Annotated in this window: 28 protein-coding genes; 3 read left to right on the top strand and 25 right to left on the bottom strand. The window is 51.8% G+C overall.

Features of this window, described 5'->3' with window-relative positions:
• Window positions 1–24 precede the first annotated feature (24 nt).
• From ylqF to rplS, 3 genes are all read right to left on the bottom strand, one after another.
• Window positions 25–927 (bottom strand): ribosome biogenesis GTPase YlqF, encoded by a 903-nt coding sequence (gene ylqF, locus TY10_RS02920; RefSeq protein WP_042160421.1) that lies wholly within the window; start codon window positions 925–927, stop codon window positions 25–27.
• Between the two features lie 34 nt (window positions 928–961).
• The gene (gene lepB / locus TY10_RS02915; RefSeq protein ID WP_042160419.1) at window positions 962–1,624 is read right to left on the bottom strand and encodes a signal peptidase I; all 663 of its coding nucleotides are present in this window, start codon (window positions 1,622–1,624) and stop codon (window positions 962–964) included.
• Window positions 1,625–1,724: 100 nt separating this feature from the next.
• On the bottom strand, window positions 1,725–2,066 hold the full coding sequence (gene rplS / locus TY10_RS02910) for a 50S ribosomal protein L19 (RefSeq protein WP_042160416.1): 342 nt from the start codon (window positions 2,064–2,066) through the stop codon (window positions 1,725–1,727).
• 289 nt (window positions 2,067–2,355) lie between these two features.
• Between rplS and TY10_RS02905 the strand changes: the two genes are divergently transcribed.
• Window positions 2,356–3,705 carry a CAP domain-containing protein gene (locus TY10_RS02905; protein WP_042160415.1) on the top strand — a complete coding sequence of 450 codons (1,350 nt, stop codon included), beginning with the start codon at window positions 2,356–2,358 and terminating at the stop codon, window positions 3,703–3,705.
• 86 nt (window positions 3,706–3,791) lie between these two features.
• On the opposite strand, the gene trmD is transcribed toward TY10_RS02905, so the two are convergent.
• From trmD to TY10_RS02815, 19 genes are all read right to left on the bottom strand, one after another.
• Window positions 3,792–4,538 carry a tRNA (guanosine(37)-N1)-methyltransferase TrmD gene (trmD, locus tag TY10_RS02900; protein ID WP_042160413.1) on the bottom strand — a complete coding sequence of 249 codons (747 nt, stop codon included), beginning with the start codon at window positions 4,536–4,538 and terminating at the stop codon, window positions 3,792–3,794.
• A 3-nt stretch (window positions 4,539–4,541) separates the two neighbouring features.
• A complete protein-coding gene (gene rimM / locus TY10_RS02895) occupies window positions 4,542–5,066 on the bottom strand; it encodes a ribosome maturation factor RimM (RefSeq protein ID WP_042160411.1) in 525 nt (174 codons plus the stop codon).
• 82 nt (window positions 5,067–5,148) lie between these two features.
• Entirely contained in the window at window positions 5,149–5,379 is a 231-nt protein-coding gene (locus tag TY10_RS02890) for a KH domain-containing protein (RefSeq protein WP_042160409.1), read from the bottom strand.
• A gap of 25 nt (window positions 5,380–5,404) precedes the next feature.
• Entirely contained in the window at window positions 5,405–5,677 is a 273-nt protein-coding gene (rpsP, locus tag TY10_RS02885; RefSeq protein WP_042160406.1) for a 30S ribosomal protein S16, read from the bottom strand.
• A gap of 51 nt (window positions 5,678–5,728) precedes the next feature.
• Window positions 5,729–7,099, bottom strand: a complete 1,371-nt coding sequence (gene ffh / locus TY10_RS02880) for a signal recognition particle protein (RefSeq protein ID WP_042160404.1) — start codon at window positions 7,097–7,099, stop codon at window positions 5,729–5,731.
• An 18-nt stretch (window positions 7,100–7,117) separates the two neighbouring features.
• Window positions 7,118–7,480 (bottom strand): putative DNA-binding protein, encoded by a 363-nt coding sequence (locus TY10_RS02875; RefSeq protein ID WP_420329372.1) that lies wholly within the window; start codon window positions 7,478–7,480, stop codon window positions 7,118–7,120.
• 168 nt (window positions 7,481–7,648) lie between these two features.
• Window positions 7,649–8,635: a signal recognition particle-docking protein FtsY gene (gene ftsY, locus TY10_RS02870; protein ID WP_042160403.1), complete on the bottom strand. Its 987-nt coding sequence runs from the start codon at window positions 8,633–8,635 to the stop codon at window positions 7,649–7,651.
• A gap of 32 nt (window positions 8,636–8,667) precedes the next feature.
• Complete coding sequence (locus tag TY10_RS30215; RefSeq protein ID WP_155985667.1) at window positions 8,668–8,811, bottom strand: hypothetical protein; 144 nt, start codon at window positions 8,809–8,811, stop codon at window positions 8,668–8,670.
• Window positions 8,786–12,373: a chromosome segregation protein SMC gene (gene smc / locus TY10_RS02865; protein ID WP_042160401.1), complete on the bottom strand. Its 3,588-nt coding sequence runs from the start codon at window positions 12,371–12,373 to the stop codon at window positions 8,786–8,788. The genes TY10_RS30215 and smc overlap by 26 nt, the downstream gene beginning before the upstream one ends.
• A 449-nt stretch (window positions 12,374–12,822) precedes the next feature.
• Window positions 12,823–13,521 (bottom strand): ribonuclease III, encoded by a 699-nt coding sequence (gene rnc / locus TY10_RS02860; protein ID WP_042160399.1) that lies wholly within the window; start codon window positions 13,519–13,521, stop codon window positions 12,823–12,825.
• Complete coding sequence (fabF, locus tag TY10_RS02855) at window positions 13,511–14,752, bottom strand: beta-ketoacyl-ACP synthase II (RefSeq protein ID WP_042160398.1); 1,242 nt, start codon at window positions 14,750–14,752, stop codon at window positions 13,511–13,513. The genes rnc and fabF overlap by 11 nt, the downstream gene beginning before the upstream one ends.
• Before the next feature lie 161 nt (window positions 14,753–14,913).
• On the bottom strand, window positions 14,914–15,147 hold the full coding sequence (gene acpP / locus TY10_RS02850; RefSeq protein WP_042160396.1) for an acyl carrier protein: 234 nt from the start codon (window positions 15,145–15,147) through the stop codon (window positions 14,914–14,916).
• A 116-nt stretch (window positions 15,148–15,263) separates the two neighbouring features.
• Entirely contained in the window at window positions 15,264–16,013 is a 750-nt protein-coding gene (fabG, locus tag TY10_RS02845) for a 3-oxoacyl-[acyl-carrier-protein] reductase (protein ID WP_042160393.1), read from the bottom strand.
• Window positions 16,014–16,041: 28 nt separating this feature from the next.
• Window positions 16,042–16,968: an ACP S-malonyltransferase gene (gene fabD, locus TY10_RS02840; protein ID WP_042160391.1), complete on the bottom strand. Its 927-nt coding sequence runs from the start codon at window positions 16,966–16,968 to the stop codon at window positions 16,042–16,044.
• A gap of 16 nt (window positions 16,969–16,984) precedes the next feature.
• The gene (locus TY10_RS02835; RefSeq protein ID WP_042160389.1) at window positions 16,985–17,971 is read right to left on the bottom strand and encodes a beta-ketoacyl-ACP synthase III; all 987 of its coding nucleotides are present in this window, start codon (window positions 17,969–17,971) and stop codon (window positions 16,985–16,987) included.
• A gap of 10 nt (window positions 17,972–17,981) precedes the next feature.
• Window positions 17,982–18,971, bottom strand: coding sequence for a phosphate acyltransferase PlsX (plsX, locus tag TY10_RS02830; RefSeq protein ID WP_042160387.1), 990 nt, complete (start codon window positions 18,969–18,971; stop codon window positions 17,982–17,984).
• Window positions 18,955–19,551, bottom strand: a complete 597-nt coding sequence (gene fapR, locus TY10_RS02825; RefSeq protein WP_042160547.1) for a transcription factor FapR — start codon at window positions 19,549–19,551, stop codon at window positions 18,955–18,957. Before fapR ends, plsX begins: the two co-directional genes overlap by 17 nt.
• 255 nt (window positions 19,552–19,806) lie before the next feature.
• The gene (gene rpmF, locus TY10_RS02820; protein WP_042160385.1) at window positions 19,807–19,980 is read right to left on the bottom strand and encodes a 50S ribosomal protein L32; all 174 of its coding nucleotides are present in this window, start codon (window positions 19,978–19,980) and stop codon (window positions 19,807–19,809) included.
• A gap of 37 nt (window positions 19,981–20,017) precedes the next feature.
• Window positions 20,018–20,539, bottom strand: a complete 522-nt coding sequence (locus TY10_RS02815) for a YceD family protein (protein ID WP_042160383.1) — start codon at window positions 20,537–20,539, stop codon at window positions 20,018–20,020.
• A 150-nt stretch (window positions 20,540–20,689) separates the two neighbouring features.
• On the opposite strand from TY10_RS02815, the gene TY10_RS02810 reads away from it, so the two are divergent.
• Window positions 20,690–21,934, top strand: coding sequence for a nucleotidyltransferase (locus TY10_RS02810; protein ID WP_042160381.1), 1,245 nt, complete (start codon window positions 20,690–20,692; stop codon window positions 21,932–21,934).
• Here TY10_RS02810 and TY10_RS02805 read toward each other — a convergent pair.
• Window positions 21,924–22,988: a YlbL family protein gene (locus TY10_RS02805; RefSeq protein WP_042160379.1), complete on the bottom strand. Its 1,065-nt coding sequence runs from the start codon at window positions 22,986–22,988 to the stop codon at window positions 21,924–21,926. The genes TY10_RS02810 and TY10_RS02805 overlap by 11 nt on opposite strands.
• A 240-nt stretch (window positions 22,989–23,228) precedes the next feature.
• Here TY10_RS02805 and TY10_RS02800 point away from each other — a divergent pair, with 240 nt between their 5' ends.
• Complete coding sequence (locus tag TY10_RS02800; protein WP_052350319.1) at window positions 23,229–24,503, top strand: nucleoside recognition domain-containing protein; 1,275 nt, start codon at window positions 23,229–23,231, stop codon at window positions 24,501–24,503.
• Window positions 24,504–24,509: 6 nt separating this feature from the next.
• Here the strand turns inward: TY10_RS02800 and coaD are convergent, their stop codons facing one another.
• Together coaD and rsmD are read right to left on the bottom strand one after the other, a co-directional pair.
• On the bottom strand, window positions 24,510–24,995 hold the full coding sequence (gene coaD, locus TY10_RS02795) for a pantetheine-phosphate adenylyltransferase (RefSeq protein ID WP_042160377.1): 486 nt from the start codon (window positions 24,993–24,995) through the stop codon (window positions 24,510–24,512).
• Window positions 24,988–25,575, bottom strand: coding sequence for a 16S rRNA (guanine(966)-N(2))-methyltransferase RsmD (rsmD, locus tag TY10_RS02790; RefSeq protein ID WP_042160375.1), 588 nt, complete (start codon window positions 25,573–25,575; stop codon window positions 24,988–24,990). Before rsmD ends, coaD begins: the two co-directional genes overlap by 8 nt.
• Window positions 25,576–25,948 lie beyond the last annotated feature (373 nt).

Below are 25,948 nucleotides of genomic sequence, written 5' to 3'. Positions count from 1 at the left end.
CTATTGCCCATGATGCAACCTTGCTTATTCCCCTTTGGATTGCACCGATGATCCGGCTGCTGCCGGGAAAGGAGCCTCATACGAGATTCGGCCAAGTTTCCCCGCTCTCATCTCGCGCAAAATCACGCCGGATGTTTTCTCCAGATCCACTCTTCCGCCTCCAACAAGACAGCCTCTGCGGCGGCCGATCTCTTCCATAACCCGAACGATTTCGTCAGAGTCCTCCGTATCCTTCGGCGGTGCATCCAGCTCGAACCGCTCTTTCAGTGCCGGCCAATACCGTTGTACCAAATCCTTGACGGCAAAAAAAGCAATATCCTCGACGTTAAGCACCTGCTCCTTGATCGCTCCCGTCATCGCAAGCCGGTAGCCAACGAGCATGTCCTCAAATTTCGGCCACAGGATGCCTGGTGTATCAAGCAGTTCCATTTCCGTTCCAACCTTAATCCATTGCTGGCCCTTCGTTACGCCAGGACGGTCTCCGGTAATTGCAATATTCCGTCCGGCCAGACGATTGATCAGCGTTGATTTGCCAACGTTTGGAATGCCTACGATAAGGCCGCGTACTGCCCGCGGATTAATTCCTTTGGATATCTGACGTTCGATCTTCTCATGCAAAATCTGTCTGGCCATGAGCGGAACTTCAGATACTCGTGTACCGGTTGACGAATCTAAGGCCAATACTTCATGGCCTTCATATTTGAAATACGTGATCCACTGCTCCGTAACTTTTGGATCGGCAAGATCGGACTTGTTGAGCACGATCAGTCTCGGCTTCCCGCCCAAAATTTCATCCACCATAGGGTTGCGGCTCGATAACGGAACGCGCGCATCCAACAGCTCAATGGCAATATCGATGAGTTTCAGCTTGTCCTGTATTTGCCTTTTTGCCCGGGTCATATGACCGGGGAACCATTGAATGGTCATTTCCTCACCTCACTGCAAATCTGCTTCTCTATTGTTAATGCTTAATAAAGCTTACTTTACTCATTGGCCAGAAAATAAAATCAGCGCGGCCGATCAGCTCTTTCTCAGATACGAAGCCGATGTCACGGCTGTCCTGGCTATTGTCGCGATGGTCGCCCATGGCAAAAATATAACCTTCTGGCACCGTGATCTCACTGTTTTTATCGTTTGGATAATTGGACGTAGGCGATTTATTCTCATTGTACAGACGTCCTTCAGCATGAGCCTTTTCAATCGCTTCCTTAATATACGGCTCATCAATCTTTGTATCGTTAACGAATACATCGTCCCCGTCTACCCGAATTGTTTCGCCAGGAAGTGCGATAACACGCTTAATGAAATCTCTGCCTTGATCCGGCACATGGAACACAACAACCTCACCATGCTTCGGCTCGCGGATATTGTACAGTATTTTATTGACGATTAAGCGCTCGCCCGTCTCGAAGTTAGGCTGCATGGAAGGCCCTTCGACTATGAACGGAGAGAACAGAAACTGCCGAATAATGAAGACGAGAATGATGGCGATCGCAAGCGCCTTAATCCACTCAACGATTTCCTTGGAGGCTCGTCCGCCCTTCTCCGGCCTTTTGCCGTTTGCTCCGGCCAGTTGTTCTGCTCGAGACTCAATTTGATCTTCATTTCGGTTTTGTGATTCCATTCCTACGCCTTCCTTCTATCTGTAGTCCGTTCATCGCTGGTAACTGTTCATGAATAACGAAAAGGAGCTTGTTTTCGCAAGCCCCTCTTGTCGTTTGATCTTAACGAATTTCTTTAATTCTTGCTGCTTTACCACGAAGGCTGCGCAGGTAGTACAGTTTAGCGCGACGTACTTTACCACGGCGTGCCACGTCGATTTTGTCGAGTTTAGGCGAGTGCAGCGGGAAAGTTCTTTCCACACCTACACCGTAGGAAATTTTACGTACTGTAAACGTTTCGCTGATACCGCCGCCGCGACGTTTAATTACAACGCCTTCGAAAAGCTGGATCCGCTCACGCGTTCCCTCGATAACTTTAACGTATACTTTCAACGTGTCACCGGGACGAAAGTTAGGAAGGTCTTTGCGAAGCTGCTCTTGCGTAATCGCTTGTACGAGATTCATCTTGGATTCACTCCTTCCACCATAGACGTTCTTAATAACTCGCCATGTTCTCATTGAACAGGTTCATCACTATTAGCGGACCGTCCGAATAATACAAACAACATTTGAAATTTTATCATATTGGGCTATAAAATTCAACATGTTTTTACTGGACATCATTAGGTATACTGAAATAAACAACTAGTGTAGAGAGGATATCCCTTATGCCCCGACTATCAAGAGCACGAACTGCAATCTTTTTTTATCAATTGTTCTAGGTTTGACAGTACTATTCCCGACACAGCCATCCTTGGTAAAAGCAGAAGGCAGTGCGGTTACAGCTGCCGGTGAAAAATTTCCGGATACGAAAAACCACTGGGCAAGCACTTACATCGCTTGGGCCGTTGAACAAAAACTCGCCGCCGGTTATGAAGACGGAAAATTCCGTCCCGACCGCAACATTAATGAAGCCGAATTTCTGGCTCTGCTCCTTCGGGCTTACGGAAACAAAGAGACGGCAGCAGCCGGCGCTCCGTGGTACGAGCCTTACTACAGTTACGCCAAACAGCAGGGCTGGCCGCTCATCTACGACGTTGCAGATGACAGTTCCTTCCGGCGCGGACAAGCCGCTTTACTGATGGTAAGCGCGGCAACCGGCAAACGCCTGACAGAGAAACAAGCGATTCAGTGGCTTCTTGACGAGAAGCTTACAACAGGCCGTACAGCGCCGACGGTAGCCGGCTACTATCCGCAAGGTACGCTTACCCGGGCAGAAGCGTTGACATTCCTTTACAGGCTGTCGCAGCATTCCGCGCAGCTTTCTTCGAATAAAATTCCGCCCGAAGCTGCAAATCCGGCAGCCTTACGGGGAGTTGCAATTGGCGATACATTTGCTAAAACCAAGATGATCCTCGGAGAAGCTCAACGCAGCGATGAAACCAAGGAAGGCTTCACATGGCAAGTATACAATGATGATTACAGCCGTTTCGCCATGATCGGCACTCGCGGCGGCAAAATTGTCGCCTTGTTCAGCAATACGGCCACTAGCTGGGAAGTCAAGCCGAAATTAAAGCTTGGGATAACCCTTGCAGAAGCAATCTCGATTATTGGCAGCAAAAACGGCCAAGAAAACGAGTTCCATTACACCTATGTTTCCGGAAGTATTACGACTACTTTGTTTATCGACCGTTTAGACGGAAATCGCATTATCGGCATTCTGCAAACGGATTCCAGCGCGTTCGGCCAGTCTGGAAACGCCAGTATTTCCTTGCTCCAAGAAAGCTATGAGCAGCAAAGCTTTGATCTGGCCAATGCGGAGCGCTCCAGACGCGGTATCTCGTTATTCACCCAGGACGCCAAAGCATCCAAATCGGCTAGAGGTCACAGCAAGGACATGGCTGACCGGAAGTTCTTCAATCACGAGAATCCCGACGGCAAATCGCCGTTTGACCGAATGAAGGCTCAAGGCATTACCTATCGAAGCGCCGCGGAAAATATCGCCGCCGGTCAAACAGACAGTATGTATGCCCACTTCAGCTGGATGAATTCACCCGGTCACCGCAGCAATCTGCTGAGCAAAACTCTAACGAAACTCGGTACAGGAGTCGCTTTCGGCGGACAGTATGGTGTCTATTATACCCAGAACTTCTATACCCCATAACTAAAAGAGGGACCGATCATCGCGAAAATCAAATCTTCGCGATGATCGGTCCCTCTTCTATGAATCCTAGTTCAAGCACGCGGATTCTATTGCTGCTCTTCCTTGCTGAGCGAGGCCAGCCATTTCCGTTCTTTCGGCGTCAGCTCGGCCGTCTCCAGCAAGTCCGGACGTCTGTGCAGCGTACGCAGCAGCGACTGCTCGCGCCTCCACGCGTCGATCCGGCTATGATGGCCGGATATGAGCACCTCCGGCACCTCCCAGTCACGGAACACAGCAGGACGCGTATAGTGCGGATACTCCAGCAGGCCGGTACTATAGGAATCGGTTACTGCCGAGCTTTCATTACCCAATACGCCTGGCAGTAAGCGTACAACGCTGTCGATAACCGTCATCGCCGGTATTTCGCCTCCGGTCAGAACGTAATCGCCAATCGACAACTCATCGGTCACGAGATGCTCACGAATTCGTTCATCATAGCCCTCATAATGGCCGCATATCAGCACGATATGCTCCTCCTGGGACAACTCCTCCGCTTTACGCTGCGTGAATGTCTCCCCTTGCGGGCACATCAGAATAATACGCGGCGGTTTGCCTTGCGGTACAGCGGCCATTAGATCTTCGACAGCCATAAATACAGGCTCTGCCTTCAACACCATCCCGCCTCCGCCGCCATAAGGATAATCGTCTACTGTATTATGCTTATTGTTGGAGTAGTCGCGGAAATTAATCGCTTTCAGATCAACGATGCCTTTATCCTTCGCTTTACCCAGTATGCTCGCGTTAAACACGCCTTCGAACATCTCTGGGAACAATGTTAATACGTCTACTCGCATCGCTTACATCAATCCTTCCAGCAGACGTACCTTCACCAGCTTGTTTGCCACGTCAACGTCCAGAATAACGTCGTCAATGACCGGCAGCAGCAATTGCTTGCCCTTAGGCTTGAGCAAGTCTACGACCCAGACATGGTTAGCTCCTGGACTTAATATTTCGGAGATCGCGCCTAGCTCTTCTCCATCCTCTGTGACAGCCTTACAGCCGATGATCTGATGGTAGTAATATTCGCCGTCCTCCAGCTCGCCTTGTTCAGCTTCTGAAATTTTCAGCAGCCAGCCTTTATATTTCTCGACCTCATTAATATCGTTGAAGCCCTTCAGCTTCAAGACAAACATTCCTTTTTGCTCACGAACCGCCGTAATTTCAACCTCAATCTGACGGCCGGATTGCTCATCCTGCAGAGACAGCTTATTGCCAACTGCAAACCGTTCTTCCGGAAAATCGGTGCTTGGAAGCACTTTAACTTCTCCGCGCAGTCCATGCGTATTGGCAAGCTTGCCCACCGTGTACCATTTGTTTGCCATATGTATCAACCCTTTTCGTTCAATACTTCTCTATTTTGAAAAAGGGTTAGGATAAATTATCCTAACCCTTATCGATATGTGATTACGATATGATGTCAACGATGACGCGTTTCTGAGATTTGACGGCGGCGGACGTCACGACGGTTCGCATCGCTTTCGCGATGCGGCCCTGCTTGCCGATAATTTTTCCGACATCATCGGAATGTACCGACAGCTCGTAGACGGTGCCTCGCTCATCATCCTTCTCATGGACGCGCACGTCCTCTGGATGGTCCACCAACGCCTTTGCTATGACAAGAATCAAATCTTTCATCTCAAGGCCCTCCGCTGTTCAACAGTTATTTCTGTTGCTTAAGCTCATGGAACTTTTTCAGGACACCTGCTTTGGAAAGCAAGTCGCGAACCGTATCAGATGCTTGTGCACCTGTTTGCAGCCATTTCAACGCTTTCTCTTCGTCAATCGTTACTTGAGCCGGTTGTGCAACCGGGTTGTAAGTACCGATTTCTTCGATGAAGCGACCGTCACGCGGGGAACGGGAGTTGGAAACGACAACGCGGTAGAATGGAGCTTTATGAGCACCAATGCGTTTCAAACGAATACGTACTGCCATGTAAATTCACCTCCTTCGAATAATGAACGCAGCTGAAGCAGCTGCTATGAATTAGAACGGAAACTTTTTGCCTTTACCCATCAAGCCCTTCAGGCCTTTCATGCCCTTGGAGCCCTTACCCATCATCGACGAGAATTGCTTCATCATCTTACGCATGTCATCGAACTGCTTGATGAGGCGGTTTACTTCGGCAACCGATGTTCCGCTGCCTGCAGCAACGCGCCGGCGGCGGCTATGGTTCAAAATTTCCGGTTTTTGCTTTTCTTCCTTCGTCATGGAGCGGACGATAGCCTCGACGCGGTCGATTTGCTTCTCATCCACCTTCATGTCTTTCATGCCCTTCATCTTGTTCATACCCGGCAGCATGTCCATCAGCTGGTCGATCGGGCCAAGATTACGGACTTGAGCCATCTGCTCGAGGAAATCATCGAACGTGAACTCGGCATTGCGCATTTTGCGCTCCATCTCTGCCGCTTTGTCGGCATCGATGTTGGCTTGCGCCTTCTCGATCAAGCTGAGCATATCGCCCATGCCGAGAATCCGGGAAGCCATACGATCCGGATGGAAAGGCTCCAGGGCGTCAATCTTCTCGCCCATTGCCGCAAACTTAATCGGCTTGCCCGTAACGGCTTTAACCGATAATGCGGCGCCGCCTCTCGTATCGCCATCCAGCTTCGTCAGCACGACGCCTGTAAGCTCCAATTGCTCATGGAAGCTTTGCGCAACGTTTACGGCGTCTTGACCGGTCATTGCATCGACGACGAGAAGCACTTCATCCGGCTTCGTTACCTGATGGATTTGTTTCAGTTCCTCCATCAATGCTTCGTCGATATGCAGCCGTCCGGCAGTATCGATGATCACATAGTCGTTGCCGTTATCCTTCGCATGCTGCAAGCCTGCGCGGGCAATTTCAACCGGTGAAGTCTGGTCGCCAAGCGTAAATACCGGCGCGTCGATCTGTTCACCTAACACTTGAAGCTGCTTGATCGCAGCTGGCCGATAAATATCGCCTGCGATAAGAAGCGGCTTATGATTGCCCTTTTGCAACAGACGAGCCAGCTTGCCTGTCGTCGTCGTTTTACCGGCGCCTTGCAGGCCGACCATCATAAGCACGGTAGGCGGTTTATTCGCTTTCGCCAGCTTGCTCTGCGTCCCGCCCATCAGCTCGGTCATCTCTTTGTTGACGATATCGATAATGACCATGCCAGGCGTAAAGCTTTTGGACACTTCCAGACCAAGCGCTTTCTCTTTTACTTTGGCGATAAAATCTTTGACGACTTTAAAGTTAACGTCGGCTTCAAGCAGCGCCAGTCGAACTTCGCGCATTGCTTCGTTGATGTCATCCTCAGTTACTTTGCCTTTGCCTCTCAGCTTGCCGAACACATTTTGCAATCGGTTAGTTAAGCTCTCAAATGCCGCCATGATCCATCACCTCCGTTTTCATTCTGTCGTTGTTAATCGTTCTATCGCGGCAAGCAGCCGTTTTTTCTCGTCTTCCCCAACTGCAAGCTCGGCTATGCTCCGCTCCAGCTCTACTACATGCTGCTGTCGCGATTCATGCTTCGCTAGCAATTGAAGCTTGCCCTCGTAGCTTTCCAGCACTTGTTCCGCACGCTTGACATGCTCGTACACCGCTTGCCGGCTAATGCCGGATTCCGCGGCGATCTCGCCGAGCGAATAATCGTCGTGAAAATAATATTTGAGAAAGGTTCGCTGCTTTTCAGTAAGCAAAGGCTCGTAGAAATCGAACAGCAAGTTGATTCGGTTCGTTTTTGCAAGGGCATCCGGCTCTTCAATAAGCATCCTTGATCCCTCCGCCGCGTCCCATTCCCGGCTTAGCGTAAATATACCGCCGGTCTTTGACGTCTAGTCTGTTGCGAGTCCGTCAAGGAAATATCCTTTACACCTGCGCAACGTCTTTTATCTTACACGATGGCAGATATCACTGTCAAGCTTTTCGCCTTGTCACCTTTAATCCTCTTGCGGAGCCTGTTCGGTCTCACGCTGAATAAGTCCAGCAAACAGCGCGTGCACGAATTGCTCGGAGTCGAACTCCTGCAAATCGGTCATCTTTTCCCCGAGCCCTACCAGCTTCACTGGCAGGTTCAGTTCATTGCGGATCGCAATGACAATTCCGCCCTTCGCCGTGCCATCCAGCTTCGTGAGCACCAACCCGGTTACGCCGCTTTTCTCGCCAAACAGCTTCGCCTGGCTAAGCGCGTTTTGACCTGTCGTTGCATCCAGAACGAGCAAAACCTCGTGCGGCGCTTCTGGAAGCTCGCGTTGAATAACACGGAAAATTTTGTTGAGTTCCTCCATCAAGTTCGACTTGTTCTGCAGACGACCTGCCGTATCGCACAACAGGACGTCTACTCCGCGCTGCTTCGCAGCTTGCACCGCATCGAACATAACCGCAGCCGGATCAGAACCGGAAGACTGCTTAATAACATCGACGCCAACCCGCTGTCCCCATACCTCTAGCTGCTCAATCGCGCCTGCACGGAACGTGTCCCCTGCTGCCATCAGAACGCTTTTACCCTCGCTTTTGAACTTATGGGCGAGCTTGCCGATCGTCGTCGTCTTGCCGACGCCATTGACGCCGACGAATAAGATGACCGTAATCTCTCCGCTCTTCGCCATTTGCAGTCCTGGATTGCTCTCGCCCTTGAGCAGACCGATCAGCTTCTCGGAAAGAACCGGCTGCAAATCGGACGCATCCTCGATTTTCCGTTTCTTCACTTCACTGCGGAGTTCTTCGATTAGCTGCATTACTGTATTGACGCCTACATCGGCGCCAATTAGAATTTCTTCGAGCTCCTCATAAAACTCTTCATCGATTTTTTTCCTTCTCGTAATCAGCTCTTCCACCTTTTCCACAATAGCGGTCCGGGTTTTGGACAAGCCTTCTTTGAAAATATTCGTAACCGCCTCCGTCTTGGAAGCGATGCTTTCCTTCAGTCTCTTAAAAAACGCTCACGTATGTTTCCTCCCTACAGGTTGCTCTTAGGCGTCTTCTCTCTTGCTCTCTTGCTCTCTTGCTGACTTCCATCTTCTATCTGTCTGTTCATGCTTGAATCTGCACGTTCAGCTTGACACTGACCGGAACGGCTAAGCAGTTGCAGGCTCTTCTTCATCGACCTGCTCCTCCAGCCGGACGGATACGAGCTTCGATACGCCGCCTTCTTCCATCGTTACGCCGTATAACACGTCGGCTTCCTCCATCGTTCCTTTACGGTGGGTAACGACAATAAACTGCGTAAGTCCGGAAAACTCTCGTAAATATTGGGCAAAACGAGCAACGTTCGCTTCGTCAAGCGCCGCCTCGACCTCATCGAGAACACAGAACGGAACGGGTTTAACTTGCAGAATCGCAAACAGCAGCGCGATCGCTGTAAGCGCCCGTTCACCGCCGGACAACAGCTGCAGGTTTTGCAGCTTCTTGCCTGGCGGCTGGGCTACGATATCTATCCCTGTATCCAGAACACGATCCGGCTCCACAAGAACGAGATCCGCTCTTCCGCCTCCGAACAGCTTCGAGAAGACGACGACGAAATGGCCGCGTATCGCCTCAAAGGTCGTTCTGAACCGCTTCGACATCTCTTCATCCATCTCGCGAATGACCTGATACAGTGTCGTCTTCGCTTCCACCAGATCATTCTTTTGCTCGGTAAGGAATTCATATCGTTCCTTCACCCGCTCGTATTCGTCAATTGCACCCAAATTCACATCGCCAAGCGCTGTAATTTGACGTTTCAATTCACGAACCGCATTTTGCGTGCCTATCACATCTTCCGGAACCGGATAACGCTCCTTCGCCAGCTCAAAGCTCAGCTCGTACTCCTCGCTTAGCTTGCGCAGTAAATTATCGAGCTCCACATCAAGCCGGTTGGCTGCAATTTCCGTCTGACGAAGCTGTTCATCGACGTTGCGAAGCTGCGCCCGCTGCTCCTTCGTCTCGCTTTCGCCTTGCTCCAATTCACGCGTACGCTCGGAGCGGGCTGAACGTTTGAGATCCGTCTGCTCAGCGCATTCCTGCTTCTTCAATCGCAAATGATTCAGCTGCTCGATTTGTTCGACCGTCTCCTGCCCATGGCGAGCCAGCTCCTCTTCCTGCTGTGACAGCAGCGAACGGTAACCGCTCAGCTCCTGCTTAGCCCGCTGAATATCGCTGCGTACCCGGGTCGCTTGATCTTCGAAGCTGAGCTTCTCCGAATCCGTCTTGGCAACGGCGATTTTCAAGTCCGTCAGCTGCCCTTGAAGCTCTTCCTTGGCGGTCTCGCTCGCTTTACGGCGGTCTTCCGCCAACCGGATTGCTTCCTGCAGCCTAACTTCGTCTGCTTGCAGCTGCTCCAGCCGCGTCTCCGCCTCGGCAGCAGCTTGCTCCATCGACTTCCGCTCTGCCAAGTGGCTGTTGCGGTCGGCAGAGAACAGCTGCTCCTGCTCGCCAAGATGCTTCGCTTCGTTATTCAACTGCTGCAGCTCGGCTCTTACCTGCTGCTCTTCAATCCGGCTCTGTTCAGACCCTGCACGCAGCTCCTCCATTTTATGATTCAATATGGATTGCTCCTTGCGCAGGTCGCTCAGCTTGTCCCGCAGCTGTGTAATGGTCGATTGCGCTTCTTTGATTTCCTTATCCAGCGCTTCGATTTGACGGCCCCTGCCAAGCAGGCTTGCTCCTTTTTTCTGCAAGCTGCCGCCGGTCATTGAACCGCCCGCATTAACGACATCACCTTCCAGCGTCACAACGCGATAGCGGTACTGGCATTTCGACGCGATCCGGTTGGCCTGTTCCAGCGTTTCAGCAAGCAGCACGTTACCCAGCAAGCTTTTGACGATTGCCTCGTACTTAGAATCGCTCCCAACCAAATCGGCTGCTACCCCAACGAAGCCCTCTACATCTTCAGCCAGCCGCTTATCATGCTCCGAAATATGTCTTCCGCGGATGACATCAAGCGGCAGGAACGTAGCTCGTCCCAACTGACGCTGCTTCAGGAAGCTGATCGCAATGCGCGCTGACTTCTCGTCTTCCATCACGATATGCTGCATCGCTCCGCCAAGCGCAGTCTCAACTGCCGTCTCCAGACGCTCCGGCACCCGAATAAGCTCGGCTACCGCGCCATGTACGCCAGCAATACCGCCTGATGAACGGCGTGAAGCTTTCAGAATTTCCCTGACACCTTGCATAAAACCGTCCAGCGCGTCCTGCATTTCCTTCATCGTATCGCGGCGGGAAATTTGCGATTCCAGCTTTTGCTCCCATTTGCGAATGGCAGCCGTCGCATCCTCGACGTATTGTCCGGTTTCTTTGGACTTTTCCGCCTCGTCAATATATTTGTTACGGTTTGTATTAATGGCTTTCAGCGTAGCTTCGAGCTGCTTTTCCAGTTCCAGCCGTCTAGATGTAAGCTTCTGATGCTGCTCATTCCACTTGGCTTCGTCGTCCGACAGTCTCTCCATCCGGCGTTGAACAGCTTCCTGCTGCTGCGCCGAATAACGGATCTCGTTCCGCAATTGCGCCATTGTACTCAGCACGTCCAGCAGCTCGCCCTTTAGCAGTTCCTCGGCGTCCGCCACAGCACTGCCGGCGACCCCGATCAAATGAACTTCTTCTTCAGCCAGCTTTGTCTTCAGTTCTGCTAGTTGAAGCTCCAACACGGCTGCTTTGCTTCGGAACTCCGCTTCTTCTTTCGTTAGGGAAGCGATGCGTTCGTCCTGCGCAGCAGTCGTTTCTTCCAGCTGGCGTTTATTTTGCTCCAGGTTGCGTTTGCGTTCCTTGAGCACCTCGCCGTAGCCTTCGCATTTCTCGTACTCCTCGCTGTACTGGAGCATCGATTCATGCAAAGCGTCCAGTGCTTCCTCCAGCTCGCGCAAAGCATGCCGGTCCTTTTCCAGATGTGCGTCATGCTTGCTTACGACGGTAGACAGCTCTAACTGCTCCCGCTTCAGCCGATCGAGCTTTTCGTTGGCTTCTGCCCAGGAGCTATGCACAGTCTCGATATTATGTACGTACATCGATATCTCTTGCGTCTTCAGCTGTTCCTTGAGCTGCTTGTAATGAATCGCCTTCTCCGACTGCTCACGCAGCGGCAGAACCTGATCCTCCAGCTCTGTTACCAGATCGTGAATACGAAGCAGATTGCCTTCCGTTTCCTCCAGCTTTTTCTGCGCCTCGCGCTTACGCGACTTGTATTTCACAATGCCGGACGCCTCTTCAAATATGCCGCGGCGATCCTCGGAACGCGTACTTAAAATTTCCTCAATCCGGCCCTGGCCGATGATCGAATACGCTTCCTTGCCGATGCCCGTATCCATGAAGAGCTCCGTAATATCCTTCAGCCTGCAAGGCTGCTTGTTAATCATATACTCGCTGTCGCCGCTCCGGTGAACCCGGCGCGTAACCGTCACCTCGTTGTACTCCAGCGGCAGCGCGCCATCACCATTGTCGAGCGTTAATGACACCTCGCCATAGTTGACCGCCTTGCGTGCATCGCTGCCGGCAAAAATAATGTCTTCCATCTTGCCGCCGCGCAAGCTCTTTGCACTTTGCTCGCCGAGCACCCAACGGATGCCGTCCGAAATATTGCTTTTGCCGCTGCCGTTAGGCCCGACAACCGCGGTAATGCCGGTAACGAACTCCATCTCCGTTTTGTCGGCAAATGATTTAAATCCCGCTAATTCGATCCGTTTCAGGAACATAACTTGGCTTTCACCTCAACGTATATTGTAACACAACTTGCAGGTACCCGTTAACCATTTTACCTTGCCACGCTCGGCTCACCGCGCTTTTAGCCGATATCGGCCGTGTTTGCCGCCTGCCCTTGTCCACGCCTGGACAAAACTGATTCTTTATAAAGCGCACGGTAAACAATACATCTTCATGCACCTTCATCTAGCAAGTCTTATATATAAGAGTTGCTCTCCGCCTACAGCATACTTTCTCGCTATTAAGCATGAAACTTCCTTATTAACAATTCCAATTGGAGGTTTTCAAGCTATAGCGCAAGAAAAGTTCAGAACAGCGGAGCTTCATTTACGCCAAGGTTTGACTCCATATACTCCCTCCGCCAAATTCCTTGCCCAAATAAAAACGGGTTTGTTTCGCAAGCGCCGCCTTACTGGACGCGCATTCGAAACAAACCCATCTTCTATTCAACCGACAACGATTGCCACGCTTGCGACGCGGCGCGCTGCTCCGCTTCTTTCTTGGTTCGCCCTGCTCCGCTGCCGTAAGGTGTCTCTCCGAGAAAAACCTCGACGACAAACTCACGATCATGCGCGGGCCCGCGCTCTTCGGTAATCCGGTATTCCACCGGACCAAGACCGTTATGCTGCGCACGCTCCTGCAGCTTGGACTTGAAATCCTTCACAAGCAGACCATAGTCATTGGACTCGATGAAAGGGAACATGTGAGCTTGCAAAAATACCCGCGTCCGATCGATCCCAGCATCCAAGTAAATCGCGCCGACAAAGGCTTCGAACAAGTCCGCCAGCAGTGCAGGACGCTGTCGTCCGCCAAGCTGTTCCTCTCCTCGTCCGAGCATAACATGCGCGCCAAGATCAAGGCGTTCCGCAAATTGCGCGAGCGATGGCTCACAGACAACGGATGCACGCATCCGTGTCAGCTCGCCTTCCGGCCGCTGCGGGTAGGCAGAGAATAAATATTCTGACACAAGCAATTGGAGCACAGCGTCGCCGAGAAATTCAAGGCGTTCGTTGTGCTCGATGGAACTGTGCTTGTGCTCGTTCACGTAAGACGTATGCGTAAACGCCTGCTTCAGCAGCTTCAGCTGTTTAAACTTGAGCTCCAGCCTGAACTGGAGCTCATGGAATGTATCACGCTTCATAAACTTTCAACACGATCGTTGCATTGTGGCCGCCAAATCCGAAAGAGTTGGACAGCGCCGTACGAACATCCGCTTTACGCGGCTTATTCGGTACATAATCCAGATCGCACTCCGGATCCTGGTTTTCCAGGTTGATGGTCGGAGCAATAACGCCGTTTTGCAGCGTCAGGCCAAGAATAACGGCTTCAACACCGCCAGCGGCACCGAGCAAATGGCCCGTCATCGATTTGGTCGAGCTGACAGCGACTTTATAAGCGTGGTCTCCCAGCGCCTTCTTAATCGCTTTCGTCTCCGAACGGTCGCCTACAGGTGTGGACGTACCATGCGCATTGATGTAATCGATGTCGCTTGGCTCAATTCCAGCATCCTTAAGCGCTCTTGTCATGCAGCGGGCAGCGCCGTCAGGATCAGGCTCAGTCATATGATGAGCGTCACCGCTCATGCCGTAGCCGATGACTTCAGCGTAGATCCGTGCACCGCGTTGCTGAGCATGCTCTAGCGATTCAAGAATGAGAACGCCAGCACCTTCACCCATTACGAAACCGTCGCGGTCCGTATCGAAAGGACGGCTTGCTTTTGCCGGCTCATCATTGCGCACCGACATTGCACGCATAGAACAGAATCCTGCAAGACCGGTTGGACGAATCGTCGCCTCCGCGCCTCCGCAGATCATGACATCGGCTTCACCGCGCTGAATTAGCTTGAACGAATCGCCGATAGAATGCGTACCCGTTGCACAAGCAGTAACCGCCGTGCTGTTCGGGCCTTTCGCACCAGTCAGAATCGATACTTGCCCAGAACCCATATTTGCGATCATCATCGGGATAAAAAACGGACTTACACGTTTTGGTCCCTTTTCAAGCAAAATGTTGTGCTGGTCTTCCCAAGTGCCAAGTCCGCCGATACCGGAGCCGATCATAACACCAATGCGTTCTGCATCGACATTCTCCCCGACTACGATTCCGGAATCCTTCACCGCAGATAAGCTTGCAACGGATGCAAACTGTACGAAACGATCCATGCGGCGGGCTTCTTTTTTATCTAAATTAAATTCTTCAGGATTGAAGTTTTTAATTTCTGCAGCAATTTGTGTTGGATATTCAGACACATCAAACGCCTCGATATGAGAAACGCCCGATTTGCCCTCCAGCAGATTGCCCCAGAACTGATCCAATTCCGATCCGAGTGAGGTCATGACCCCCATGCCAGTTACGACAACTCTCTGTTTCATTCGATTCACCTCAAGAACAGCTATTTGGATGCGCTTCTTAACGCATCTTGATTTATATATAAAAAGCTTGCCAGCTCATTCATGCCTTCATGTTGGATGCTATCGCAACCCTGCTTCATATGGAGAGAAGTCCCGTCTGTTACAACGGGACCCTGGCTTCCTTAGTTAAGAGATTGTATGTAATTAACTACTTCTCCCACTGTGGTGATTTTCTCTGCATCTTCATCAGAGATCTCCATATCAAACTCGTCTTCCAGCTCCATGACCAATTCAACGACATCAAGAGAGTCAGCGCCGAGGTCATCTTTAAAGGAAGCTTCCAGCGTGACTTCCGCTTCGTCTACGCCAAGTCGGTCGACGACGATACGTTTTACACGTTCTACTACTTCGGACATCCGGTTCACCTCCTCTTTGGTATTATACGAGAATTAAAGATAAAATGCCATACGTAACCGTTTTAATTCCTGCCCGGGCCGCGTCGGCCAAGGGCTGGCGCGGCTTTTACGCATCCTTACATGTACATGCCGCCGTCCACATGGACGGTCTGGCCTGTCATATAAGAAGCAGCATCGGAAGCGAGGAATCTCACCGCATGGGCGATATCCTCAGGGTTTCCGAGACGGGCAAGCGGAATGTCCTTGGCAAGCGCATCGCGAGTCTCCTCGGGCAGCTTGTCCGTCATATCCGTCTGAATAAAGCCCGGAGCGACGCAGTTGACTGTAATGCCGCGAGAAGACAATTCACGCGCGCTTGCTTTGGTAAGTCCGATGACACCCGCTTTCGCGGCCACATAGTTGGCCTGCCCCGGATTTCCGAGCACGCCAACAACCGAAGAAATGTTAATAATGCGGCCTGAGCGCTGCTTCATCATCGTCCGCGTTACGGATTTGATCCCGTTGAAGACGCCCTTCAAGTTCGTCTCAATAACTTGATCAAATTCTTCTTCCTTCATACGCATAATTAAATTATCTCTTGTAATGCCCGCGTTATTCACCAAAATATCAAGCGCTCCGAATTGATCGACGACTTCTTTCACCATCGCATCGAATTCATCCGCTTTCCCGACATTGGCTTTGAGCGTAATGGCACGTCGTCCAAGCGCTTCTACCGCCTGCGCCGTCTCCGCCGCAGCCGTTTCGCTGCCCGAATAGTTGATCGCAACATCTGCACCGGCTTCTGCCAGCGCAATAGCGATCGCCCGGCCTATGCCGCGCGATGCGCCCGTAACGAGCGCTTTCTTGCCTTCCAAACTGGCAAACATCGCATACCCTCCTCAGCAAAATATAGCATTAATTCAACGCTTCGATCGCCGCTGCACTGTTAATCGAAGTGACACGAACGTTTTTATCGATTTTTTTGATCAGGCCCGCAAGCACAGTGCCAGAGCCAATCTCAACAAAATGATCAACACCTTGCTCGATCAGATAACGAATACTGTCTTCCCAAAGTACAGGCGAATACACCTGTTCAACGAGCAGACGGCGGATATCGGAAGCTTCCTTCACCTGTGAAGCCGTTACATTGGCAATAACCGGAACAGCCGCATCCCCCATGCTTACGCCTTCCAGTACAACACCAAGCTTCTCAGCCGCAGGCTTCATCAGGGATGAGTGGAACGGACCGCTGACTTCCAGCGGAATAACCCGCTTCGCGCCTGCTTCTTCTTTACCGCGTTCTACGACCGCTTGAACGCCAGCAGATGTTCCGGAAACGACGATTTGCCCCGGGCAGTTCACATTCGCCAGCTCAACCGCATTCCCGTCAGCTGTAACAGCCGCGCATAGCGCAGCTAAAGCCTCGCGCTCCGCGCCTAATACAGCCGCCATTGCGCCTTGACCGCTAGGAACTGCTTGCTCCATAAATTCACCGCGTGCTCTTACCGTACGCACGGCATCAGCAAACGACAAAACGCCTGCCGCGACTAACGCGCTGTATTCGCCTAAGCTATGACCCGCGACATAATCGGGCTTCAAGCCGTGTCCTTCGAGCGCTTCAAACAAAGCAACGCTAACCGTCAGCAAAGCCGGCTGCGTATTTGCAGTCTGCTTCAACAGCTCGTCCGGCCCGTTAAAAGTAATATCGCTAACCGAAAAACCAAGCGCTTCGTCTGCTTGCTCAAAAATCGCGCGCGACGCAGTTACGGAATCGTACACGTCTTTCCCCATACCTACCGCTTGCGCGCCTTGACCGGGAAATACAAATGCTATTTTACTCATAAATAAGTTCCCTCCGTTACCATTTCAGAACCGATGCGCCCCAAGTCAGACCGCCGCCAAAGCCGACAAGCACCAGGCAATCGCCTTGTTTGACTCGTCCTTCTTCAACAGCTTCCGCTAGTGCAATCGGAATCGATGCAGCGGAAACGTTGCCGTATTTGTCGAGGTTGATCATCGCTTTCTCTTCAGGCAAATCAAGCCGCGTAAGAGCGGACCGGATAATTCGGATATTCGCTTGATGCGGTACGAGCAGATCGATGTCTTCCTTCGTCAAACCGGCTTTCTCCAGCGCTTCTTCAGCGGCTCCGCCCATAATGCGCACGGCGAATTTGAACACATCGTTGCCGGCCATTTGAATATAATGCTGTCTTGCTTGAATGCTCTCTTCCGTAGCTGGCGTACGGGAACCGCCGCCGTCTACTTTGAGCAGCTCTCCGCCGCTTCCATCTGCGCCTAGCACGAAGGACTGGAAACCCCGTCCTTGCTCGACAGGGCCTAGTACGACCGCACCAGCACCATCGCCGAACAGAATACAGGTGTTTCGATCCGTATAATCCGTAATCCGCGACAATGTCTCTGCCCCTACGACCAGTACATGTTTGTACATGCCTGTTGCGATCATATTCGATGCAGTAGCCAAGCCGTAAATAAATCCGGAGCAAGCCGCCGACAGGTCAAAAGCTGCCGCGCGCTTTGAGCCCAGCTTATCTTGCAGCAGGCAAGCGGTCGAAGGAAAAAACATATCTGGAGTGATTGTAGCTACAATGATGAGATCGATGTCCTCTGCCGTAATTCCAGCTGCTTCAATTGCTTGCTTAGACGCTTCATATGCCAGATCAGATGTTGCCTGCTCCGGCGCCGCAAGTCTACGCTCGCGAATGCCGGTACGGGTTACGATCCATTCATCATTCGTTTCTACCATTTGCTCCAGCTCTTGATTCGATAAAATCCGGTCGGGAACATATTTGCCCGATCCAATAATGCCTACAGGATGTAAACTCAATTCTGCTCACTCACTTCCCGCTTATTTCCGCTGCGATCGATTCGGTCAGTTGTCCTTGAATTGCCGTCCGTGCTTGACGTACCGCGCTTTTCACTGCCAAAGCGTCAGATGAGCCGTGGCATTTCATGACCAGTCCGTTCAAACCGAGCAGCGGCGCGCTGCCATGCTCTTTATAATCCATCTTTTTCTTCAGCTTCCGGAGTCTTGGCAGCATAATTGCCGCCGCGAGTTTCGTCATCATGGATTCGCCGAAAGCGTCCTTCAAGTAATTCAACAACGACCCTGCGGTTCCTTCCATCGACTTCAGCATAATGTTGCCAGCGAAGCCGTCACAGATAAGAACATCGCAGCTGCGCTGCAAAATATCCCGCGATTCCACATTGCCGATAAAATTTATAGGAGCATCTGCCAGCAGATCATAAGCCGCTTTCGTCAGCTCATTGCCCTTCTTCTCTTCCGTACCGACATTAAGCAAGCCAACTCGCGGCTTCTCCATGCCATGCACTTTGGAGCGATAGATGCTGCCCATAATGGCGTACTGAAGCAAATGCTCCGGCTTCGCATCCATGTTGGCTCCTAAATCAAGCGCAAGAACGCCGATATCATCCATCGTCGGCAGCATCGGCGCAAGCGCAGGGCGCTCTATGCCGTCCAGACGGCCGACAACGAGCAGGCCCGTCGTCATCAATGCGCCGGTATTCCCTGCCGAAAGCATGGCATCCGCCTGTTTTTCCCGAACAAGCTGTCCAGCTACGACCATTGAAGCTCCCTTTTTCCGCCGAACAGCCTTCACAGGCTCATCATCAGCTCCGATTACTTCATCTGTATGGTGAAGCTGAAGATTGGCCGGCTTCTGCCCCTGGAGCAGCGGTTCAATAACCACCGTATCTCCAACGAGGAGCAATTCCGTATCCGGCCATTCCTTTGCAGCCTCAACCGCCCCTTGTACAATTAATCCGGGGGCATGATCGCCGCCCATTGCGTCAATGGCGATCCGCATGTCCGTCTCCTCCTTCGTTTTCCGCATCTCCGGCAGTACGATAAATGACAAAATTGCCTTGGAACACCATCTCGTCGCCCACATAGGTAAACAATTCTACCTTGGACTTGTTCCGTTCGCCGGAAATGGAGCGTACATATGCTTTCGCAATGCATTTTTCACCCAGCTTGACCGGCCGGATGAATCGGATGTCCGCCGTTACCGTCAAAGCAATTTTGTCATCTATAATAGCAACCGCCAATGAATTTGCCTGCGCAAATACATGATGGCCGCGGGCAATACCGGTACGAGAGAAAACATGTTCATCACGTATTTCAAATATCGATATACCGCTTTTGTCCAGCTGCAGATCGACGATATCGCCAATCACCTCATGCAGCGGCAGTGACCGAACCGAATCGTAGGAGCGTTCAGCCATCAGCTTCATCCGCTCACGCAGCTCAGGAATGCCCAGCTCCATGCGATCCAGACGGATCGTCTGAATGCTGATTTTCAAATGGCGGGTGAGCTCTCGGTCCGTCATAAACGGATTTTCGTCAATTAACCGGGCGAGCAGCTGATGCCGCTGCCGCTTGGGCATGCGTTCCATCGTCGGCACCACCTTTACAGTATAGTGACTCCCATTCTATTTTAAAACTAAAGCTGACCGCTTTGTTTCAAATGCAAGAATATATAGGCTCATTCATATAAATGCACGCTTATAAATTAACCTAGCAGGCGGCATAGCCGTGTCCGCAGGGTGCTTTATAGCTGATATTATCACCAGGTACTAATCATAAGTATATAAAAAATAGCACCTCATCGCAATGAAGTGCTATTGTGGGAAATCCCGAGATTATTGAGCAATAATCTCTTTCGTTTTGTAGTATCCGCACACTTTGCATACGTGGTGAGCCAGTTTCAGCTCTCCGCATTGCTCGCATTTTACCATACCCGGCACCGCCAGTTTGAAATGCGTGCGACGTTTGTCGCGGCGAGTTTTGGACGTTCTTCTTTGAGGTACTGCCATATTTCCCACCTCCTTCACAAAATCAATCAGCATTGCGTTATTGTTCTTCTTTGAACAAGTCCTTGAGCACTGCCAGACGGTGATCAATCCGTTCCGTCTTGCAGCCGCATGTGTGTTCATTTAAGTTTTGCCCGCAAGTTTGGCAAAGACCCTTGCAATCGTCACTGCATAACGGAGCAAAAGGCATAAAGAGCTGAAGCGCTTCTTCCACAAAAGGTTTCAGATCCAGTCTGTCTCCAGCCACTGCAATGACGTCATCCTCCTCGTCGTCGCTCTCCCCCTCGTCCGATTCGGACGCTGGCTTGAACTGCTCGAAGAAAGGAATAACCGTGTGCTCTTTCACAGGGTCCAGGCATCTGGAGCAAGCAAGCTCCCAATCGATGGACAATTCGCCGTCAACTGTAATTCCGCCTTCGTTGCCTATTACTTGAAGCGACACATGGAGCGGACCCTTGCTAATGACATCGCTGCGTCCTTCAAACAGGGCGGTTACGTCGATGGACTCATCCACCTTCGCCTTCAACCCCTTGGACATTGTTTCCTGTACATGAAACTGCATCAGATCACCCCAAACAAACAAAATTTATTATATCTATCCCAGCACTGTTTTGTCAACATTTTCACGCCTTTCACTATCCTGCCGTGAATCCCGATCCCGCTCTATGCTATGATGGATCATATATTCATTCGAGAAGCAAGGAGCGGCCGTATGCGAACAGTAGGACTAATTGTCGAGTATAACCCGTTTCACAACGGACATCAATATCATTTGCAGCAATCGCGAAAAATAACGGGCTCTGATTCTGTCGTCGCTGTCATGAGCGGCAACTTTCTCCAGCGCGGCGAACCCGCGGTTATGGACAAATGGGCGCGTACGGAAGCTGCTCTGCGCGGCGGCTGCGACCTCGTCATCGAGCTTCCGGCCGCCTACGCCACACAGGCCGCGGAATGGTTCGCATACGGCGCTGTGGCCTTGCTGGAGGCTACAGGCGTCGTGGATGCCTTCTGCTTCGGCACAGAGAGTGGCGAGCTGGATGCGCTGCGTGAAGCGGCCTACATCGTTGCACATGAGCCACCGGGCTTCAAGGCGCTGCTCAAGGAGGAGCTGGCAGGCGGCAGTGCTTATCCAAGCGCGTACAGCACCGCAATTAGTGCATACCTTCGGTCTATCGGCCGGGATGAAGTCTCTAGATTTCCTTTCGCCCAGCCAAACCATACACTAGGTCTGCATTATTTAATTGCGCTAGAGCGGCTTCAAGGACGAATGGAGCCTTATACGATCCGCCGCGAGAAATCTGATTACAACCAGACCGACGTGACGGATCAGGCAATCGCCAGCGCTACGGCGATCCGCAAGCTGCTTCTGGACAAGCGGGAGCTGGCTGGCAGCCGCCCTTACGTTCCTGCTTCTACATATAGCGTCATGGAACAGGAGTGGGCGGCAAGCCGTAGTCCTGTAAGCTGGGAAACCTTCTCCCCCGCTTTGTTCCACAGCATCGTCACACGCACCCCGGGCCAGCTTGGCGAGCTTCGGGAAATTGCCGAAGGGCTGGAGCACCGCTTAGCATCCGTAATGCCCAAGCTTGCCGGTTCCAGCGTTGAATCGCTCCTCGAAGCGCTGAAGACGAAACGATATACGCGCACCAAGCTGCAGCGGGCGCTGTTATCCATATTGCTTGGACACCGCAAGGAGGATTTTACGGCAGACAAACTCGCCTCCGGCATTCAGTACATTCGTGTGCTTGGTTTTACCGAGAAAGGCAGGGAGCTGCTCCGCCGGATGCGCAGCCATGCCGCGCTGCCCGTGCTCTTAAGCGCCTCCAAGGCGGATGAGCCTTACCGCTACCTCCAGTTGGACGTTCAAGCCTCCGCAGCTTACATGCTGGCTCAGCCGGGACACGCTTCGGCAGCAGCGATGTACCGGGATTTCACTGGCAAGCCGATTATGATTTAGCGGATTGTACAGCTTCCAGTGCCACTACTGCTTCCTTCAGTGTCGACACGCGAACAACCTGCATCGAGCTGCGGATTCGTTTCGCTTTTTTCACCGCTTCCTCGTAATTGCCGGCAGGTGCAAGAAACAGCTTTGCGCCTGCTTGATGAGCGGCTACTATTTTATAACCAATCCCGCCGATTTCTCCAACCTTTCCGGTTGGATCGATCGTACCCGTACCTGCGATTATTTGTCCGCCGGTTAAATCTCCGTCTGTCAACAGATCCAATGACTGCAAAGCGAACATGAGGCCGGCCGAAGGGCCGCCGATTTCTCCCGCATTGATAGACAGCGCTAGATTCCCGTCAATTGGCGCAAGCTCCCGGTATTCGGAAAGCTGAGCGCCTCCAAGCGCCAATGAGAGCCGTTCCTTCGTCAAGGTCCCGTTAAATGCCTCCAGGCTCATCGTAAGATCAAGCTCCGATTCGTTTCTTAATACCGTCAACTGAACTTGATTCCCGGCTTGCTTAGTCCGCCATACAGCCGCTAAATCTTCCAATCCCGCAACCTCTTTGGCTTCTGCTTTTATAATTGAATCGCCTGGCAGCAAGCCATTTTCCGAACGGCTCGAACTTGACACCATCACTCCTGCAGGAACTGTATGGTAAGGTACGTGGGCGAACCGGTACGCCGCTTCGATGGCATCATTCTGAGAGCCGTGCATGATGACATTCATCCGCTGCTGATACTGCTGATCGGTATAACCTTTCAGAATGTTAGTCTTGGACATCGCTTCTGCATCCCGCTGCCAAGTGGCACGGATTGCTCCCCAATAATTCGTGTCTGTCAGCTTCACTGTTGTCATGAGAAAAGCTCCGTTTTCCACATTACTCATAACCGGGATTTCCCCATTGCTTTCTGGCCCCATCGTGACCATAGAGCACGTCCCAGCCGCGATACCCGGTTCATAAATGACATACGGGGATGGCGCGAACAATAGAAACCACATGAAAGCTGCCGTCGCGGCAACAAGGGCGATATTTTTCCATCCAATTCGTTTGAATCCCTCTCCCATAGCTTCCCTCCTCTCTTCCATACTGCCAGCTAACTGGTCTATCCTTGTCCAAGCAAGCGTACAATTTACAATCGGCTAAGCTGATAGTGACAACGAATGTATAGTCAAATCAAATGGCCAGTAAAACCTTGAAACATTTCCAGTTTGCTGTTACTAAACAAGCAGAACGGCCTGTACGAGCAGCCTGTTAGCTGCCAAGGTCGTCTCAAAATCGCCTATATAAAATGGAGTGATCGGCCCATGGCCCGAACGATTTTGCTTGCTATTATATCGCTTACCCTGATCGGGGCCGTCATTCGCATGCCGGACGCCGCTTTTCAAGCATCCCTGCAAGGATTAACCGTCTGGTGGACGATTGTGTTCCCCGGACTGCTTCCATTTCTTGTCCTCTTTGAAATGATCGTCGCGTTTGGCCTCGCCCACGGTCTTGGTGTACTGATGCAAACCCCAATGCGCAAGCTGTTCAAACTGCCGGGAGATGCCGCACTGCCGCTTGTTCTAGGCTGGATGTCGGGCTTCTCTGCAGGAGCGGAAGCTACCGCTGAGCTCAGACGCCGTGAAGTGCTGTCACAGCGCGATGGTCAACGGCTGCTCGCTCTGTCTCATATGCCGAACCCGATGTTCATGCTTATTGTGATCGGAGCAGGATTTATGCATCGTCCTGAGCTAGGCATTATTATTGCCGCTGCCGTATGGCTATCGGCCCTGTGGACGTTCGGGCTGCAGGCACTGTTCCGCAGACGCAGACCCGTTCAAACTGCTATGAACCCTCGGCGGGGCGGCCTAGTCGGGGGAACTGACGGTGACGGCGGCAGTCTGCTGCGCAGAGCCTCAGCGGCAATCACCTCCGCTCGAGAGGAGGATGGCCGCGGCTTCGGCAAAGTGCTTGGCGACGCCGTTTACTCCGGCGTACAGAAGCTCATGGTTGTCGGCGGCTTTATTATATTCTCCTCCGTGGTTGCTCGCCTGGCGCAGCCGCTGCTTCATTTCGCTGCGCCTAATGGTGCGCTGGACCTTGCATTGCCTGCGCTGCTGGAAGGCCATATCGGCGCGTATGCTGCTGCCGTCTGGCAAGGGCCGCTGAGCAGCGTATCCGTCAACGCTGCGCTTGTCGCCGCTGTGCTGGCTTGGAGCGGCATCAGCGCTATTTTGCAAGCGGGCTACGCCATATCGGGCACCGGATTGAAGCTGCTCCCCTTCATCGGCACGCGTTTGCTCCATGCGGTGCATGCAGCGCTATTCGCTCTGCTGCTGTGGAAGCCTGCGCAAGCTGCCCTCGCTTGGCTGCCAATGCCGCTCCCCGTCTTTCTTGGCGGCGACGGTGGTGCCGGAAAAACAGAGGCCGCCATGCTTTCGCATGGCGACCCCATCAATGCGCCGCTGCCGCTGGCTGTCAGCGACCTGCCTGGTCTATGGCCGTATGCGCTTTCGTGCGCAGCAGCCGTTGCAGCAGCTTTTGCGTTGCTGTCCTTGTTAATGAAATGGATGCCTCCAACCGGCGGAAGCAGGCGCTAAGCTTATTTATAATTTTTCGATCAGACGACGTTCTACCGCTTGCGGCACCAGTTCCTTGACCTCGCCCTTAAACTGAGCGATTTCCTTCACAATGCTGGAGCTCAGATACGAGTACTTCGGATTCGTCATCATAAAGATCGTATCGATATCACTGTCAAGCAAATGATTGGTCGATGCAAGCGTAAGCTCATATTCAAAGTCAGTAACCGAGCGAATGCCCCGGATAATGACGTTGGCGTTACGTGATTTCATGAAGCGTACAAGCAAGTCCCGGAAGCTGTCTATCGTAACGTTCGGTATGTCGCTCGTTACTTCACGAAGCATCTCTTTCCGCTCCTCAACCGTAAAAAGCGGATTTTTACTTGTATTATTCAGCACCGCTACTATTAATTGATCAAATTGCTTTGCCGATCGGCGTATAATGTCCAAATGTCCAAACGTAACTGGATCAAAGCTGCCGGGATATACCGCCACGCGAAGCTTCTCACTCATCTGCTTGTCCCCCATTCATGCTGTCAGACGGTATGTATCGGTAAATGGTTACCGCTGTATCTCCGTACTTGGATTGTTTCAACTGCTCGAATTGCTCAATATGCTCGGGGTAAAGATGCGCCGCATCATGCTCCACGACGATAATGGCATCTTCCTCCAGCATGGACCGCTGTGCCAGATCTGTCATCAGTTCATCCATCTGGGTCATCTTATATGGAGGGTCCAGAAACACGAGCTTAAACACGACTCCCCGCTTCTCCAGCAGCTTGATCGCCCGCTCTGCATCGTTGCGGTAAATTTCCGCCGCGCTGCCCATCCTCGCCATCTCCGTGTTATGCCGGATAATATCAATGCTTATTTTCTCACGGTCGATAAATATCGTCCGCTCAACGCCTCTGCTCCAGGCCTCAATTCCGAGTCCGCCGGTGCCGGCAAACAAATCCAGCGCCACGCCTCCGTCGAAATACGGCCCGATCATGCTGAAAATCGCTTCCTTCACCTTATCTGTCGTAGGACGCGTATTCATGCCGGGAACGGCTTTCAGCGTACGGCCTTTTGCCGCGCCTGCAATGACTCTCACTGCATTTTGCCCCCTTCGTATACTGTCCCGCTTATCGTAACATAATTTATAGCCGTTGAAAAAGCTTCTGTTCCTGCAGACGCGGTTTTGCAATTTTTTTTGGATGCCAAGGTATATTCCCCCACAAACCGGACAAGATAAAATCATCGGCGTCGGAAGATGCCGTAGACAACCGCGGAGAAGACTTACGTTTCCCCATAAGCTCTTCGTCCGGTTTTCTCCTCTCCCATGAAAGAGGCTCTCGAAAGAGGGCCTCGATTTTTTTTCGAATAAAGCCTTATAAATAAAGGGTTTTATACTTATTCGAGTTTCACTAAAGTGAAATTGTCGTTCAAAAATCTTGTATGTTAATTACTCGTACAGATTAATAAAA

The sequence above is a fragment of the Paenibacillus gorillae genome (genome assembly GCF_000513275.1).
Lineage (GTDB): Bacteria > Bacillota > Bacilli > Paenibacillales > Paenibacillaceae > Pristimantibacillus > Pristimantibacillus gorillae.
This window is presented reverse-complemented; position numbering and strand designations above follow the sequence as displayed.

Coding starts and splice junctions, on each gene's coding strand:
- ylqF (WP_042160421.1), bottom strand. CDS start 927: ATGACCATTCAATGGTTCCCCGGTCATATGACCCGGGCAAAAAGGCAA.
- lepB (WP_042160419.1), bottom strand. CDS start 1,624: ATGGAATCACAAAACCGAAATGAAGATCAAATTGAGTCTCGAGCAGAA.
- rplS (WP_042160416.1), bottom strand. CDS start 2,066: ATGAATCTCGTACAAGCGATTACGCAAGAGCAGCTTCGCAAAGACCTT.
- trmD (WP_042160413.1), bottom strand. CDS start 4,538: ATGCGAGTAGACGTATTAACATTGTTCCCAGAGATGTTCGAAGGCGTG.
- rimM (WP_042160411.1), bottom strand. CDS start 5,066: ATGGCAAACAAATGGTACACGGTGGGCAAGCTTGCCAATACGCATGGA.
- TY10_RS02890 (WP_042160409.1), bottom strand. CDS start 5,379: ATGAAAGATTTGATTCTTGTCATAGCAAAGGCGTTGGTGGACCATCCA.
- rpsP (WP_042160406.1), bottom strand. CDS start 5,677: ATGGCAGTACGTATTCGTTTGAAACGCATTGGTGCTCATAAAGCTCCA.
- ffh (WP_042160404.1), bottom strand. CDS start 7,099: ATGGCGGCATTTGAGAGCTTAACTAACCGATTGCAAAATGTGTTCGGC.
- TY10_RS02875 (WP_420329372.1), bottom strand. CDS start 7,480: ATGCTTATTGAAGAGCCGGATGCCCTTGCAAAAACGAACCGAATCAAC.
- TY10_RS30215 (WP_155985667.1), bottom strand. CDS start 8,811: ATGAAGAAGAGCCTGCAACTGCTTAGCCGTTCCGGTCAGTGTCAAGCT.
- smc (WP_042160401.1), bottom strand. CDS start 12,373: ATGTTCCTGAAACGGATCGAATTAGCGGGATTTAAATCATTTGCCGAC.
- rnc (WP_042160399.1), bottom strand. CDS start 13,521: ATGAAGCGTGATACATTCCATGAGCTCCAGTTCAGGCTGGAGCTCAAG.
- fabF (WP_042160398.1), bottom strand. CDS start 14,752: ATGAAACAGAGAGTTGTCGTAACTGGCATGGGGGTCATGACCTCACTC.
- acpP (WP_042160396.1), bottom strand. CDS start 15,147: ATGTCCGAAGTAGTAGAACGTGTAAAACGTATCGTCGTCGACCGACTT.
- fabG (WP_042160393.1), bottom strand. CDS start 16,013: ATGTTTGCCAGTTTGGAAGGCAAGAAAGCGCTCGTTACGGGCGCATCG.
- fabD (WP_042160391.1), bottom strand. CDS start 16,968: ATGAGTAAAATAGCATTTGTATTTCCCGGTCAAGGCGCGCAAGCGGTA.
- plsX (WP_042160387.1), bottom strand. CDS start 18,971: ATGCGGATCGCCATTGACGCAATGGGCGGCGATCATGCCCCCGGATTA.
- fapR (WP_042160547.1), bottom strand. CDS start 19,551: ATGCCCAAGCGGCAGCGGCATCAGCTGCTCGCCCGGTTAATTGACGAA.
- rpmF (WP_042160385.1), bottom strand. CDS start 19,980: ATGGCAGTACCTCAAAGAAGAACGTCCAAAACTCGCCGCGACAAACGT.
- TY10_RS02815 (WP_042160383.1), bottom strand. CDS start 20,539: ATGCAGTTTCATGTACAGGAAACAATGTCCAAGGGGTTGAAGGCGAAG.
- TY10_RS02810 (WP_042160381.1), top strand. CDS start 20,690: ATGCGAACAGTAGGACTAATTGTCGAGTATAACCCGTTTCACAACGGA.
- TY10_RS02805 (WP_042160379.1), bottom strand. CDS start 22,988: ATGGGAGAGGGATTCAAACGAATTGGATGGAAAAATATCGCCCTTGTT.
- TY10_RS02800 (WP_052350319.1), top strand. CDS start 23,229: ATGGCCCGAACGATTTTGCTTGCTATTATATCGCTTACCCTGATCGGG.
- coaD (WP_042160377.1), bottom strand. CDS start 24,995: ATGAGTGAGAAGCTTCGCGTGGCGGTATATCCCGGCAGCTTTGATCCA.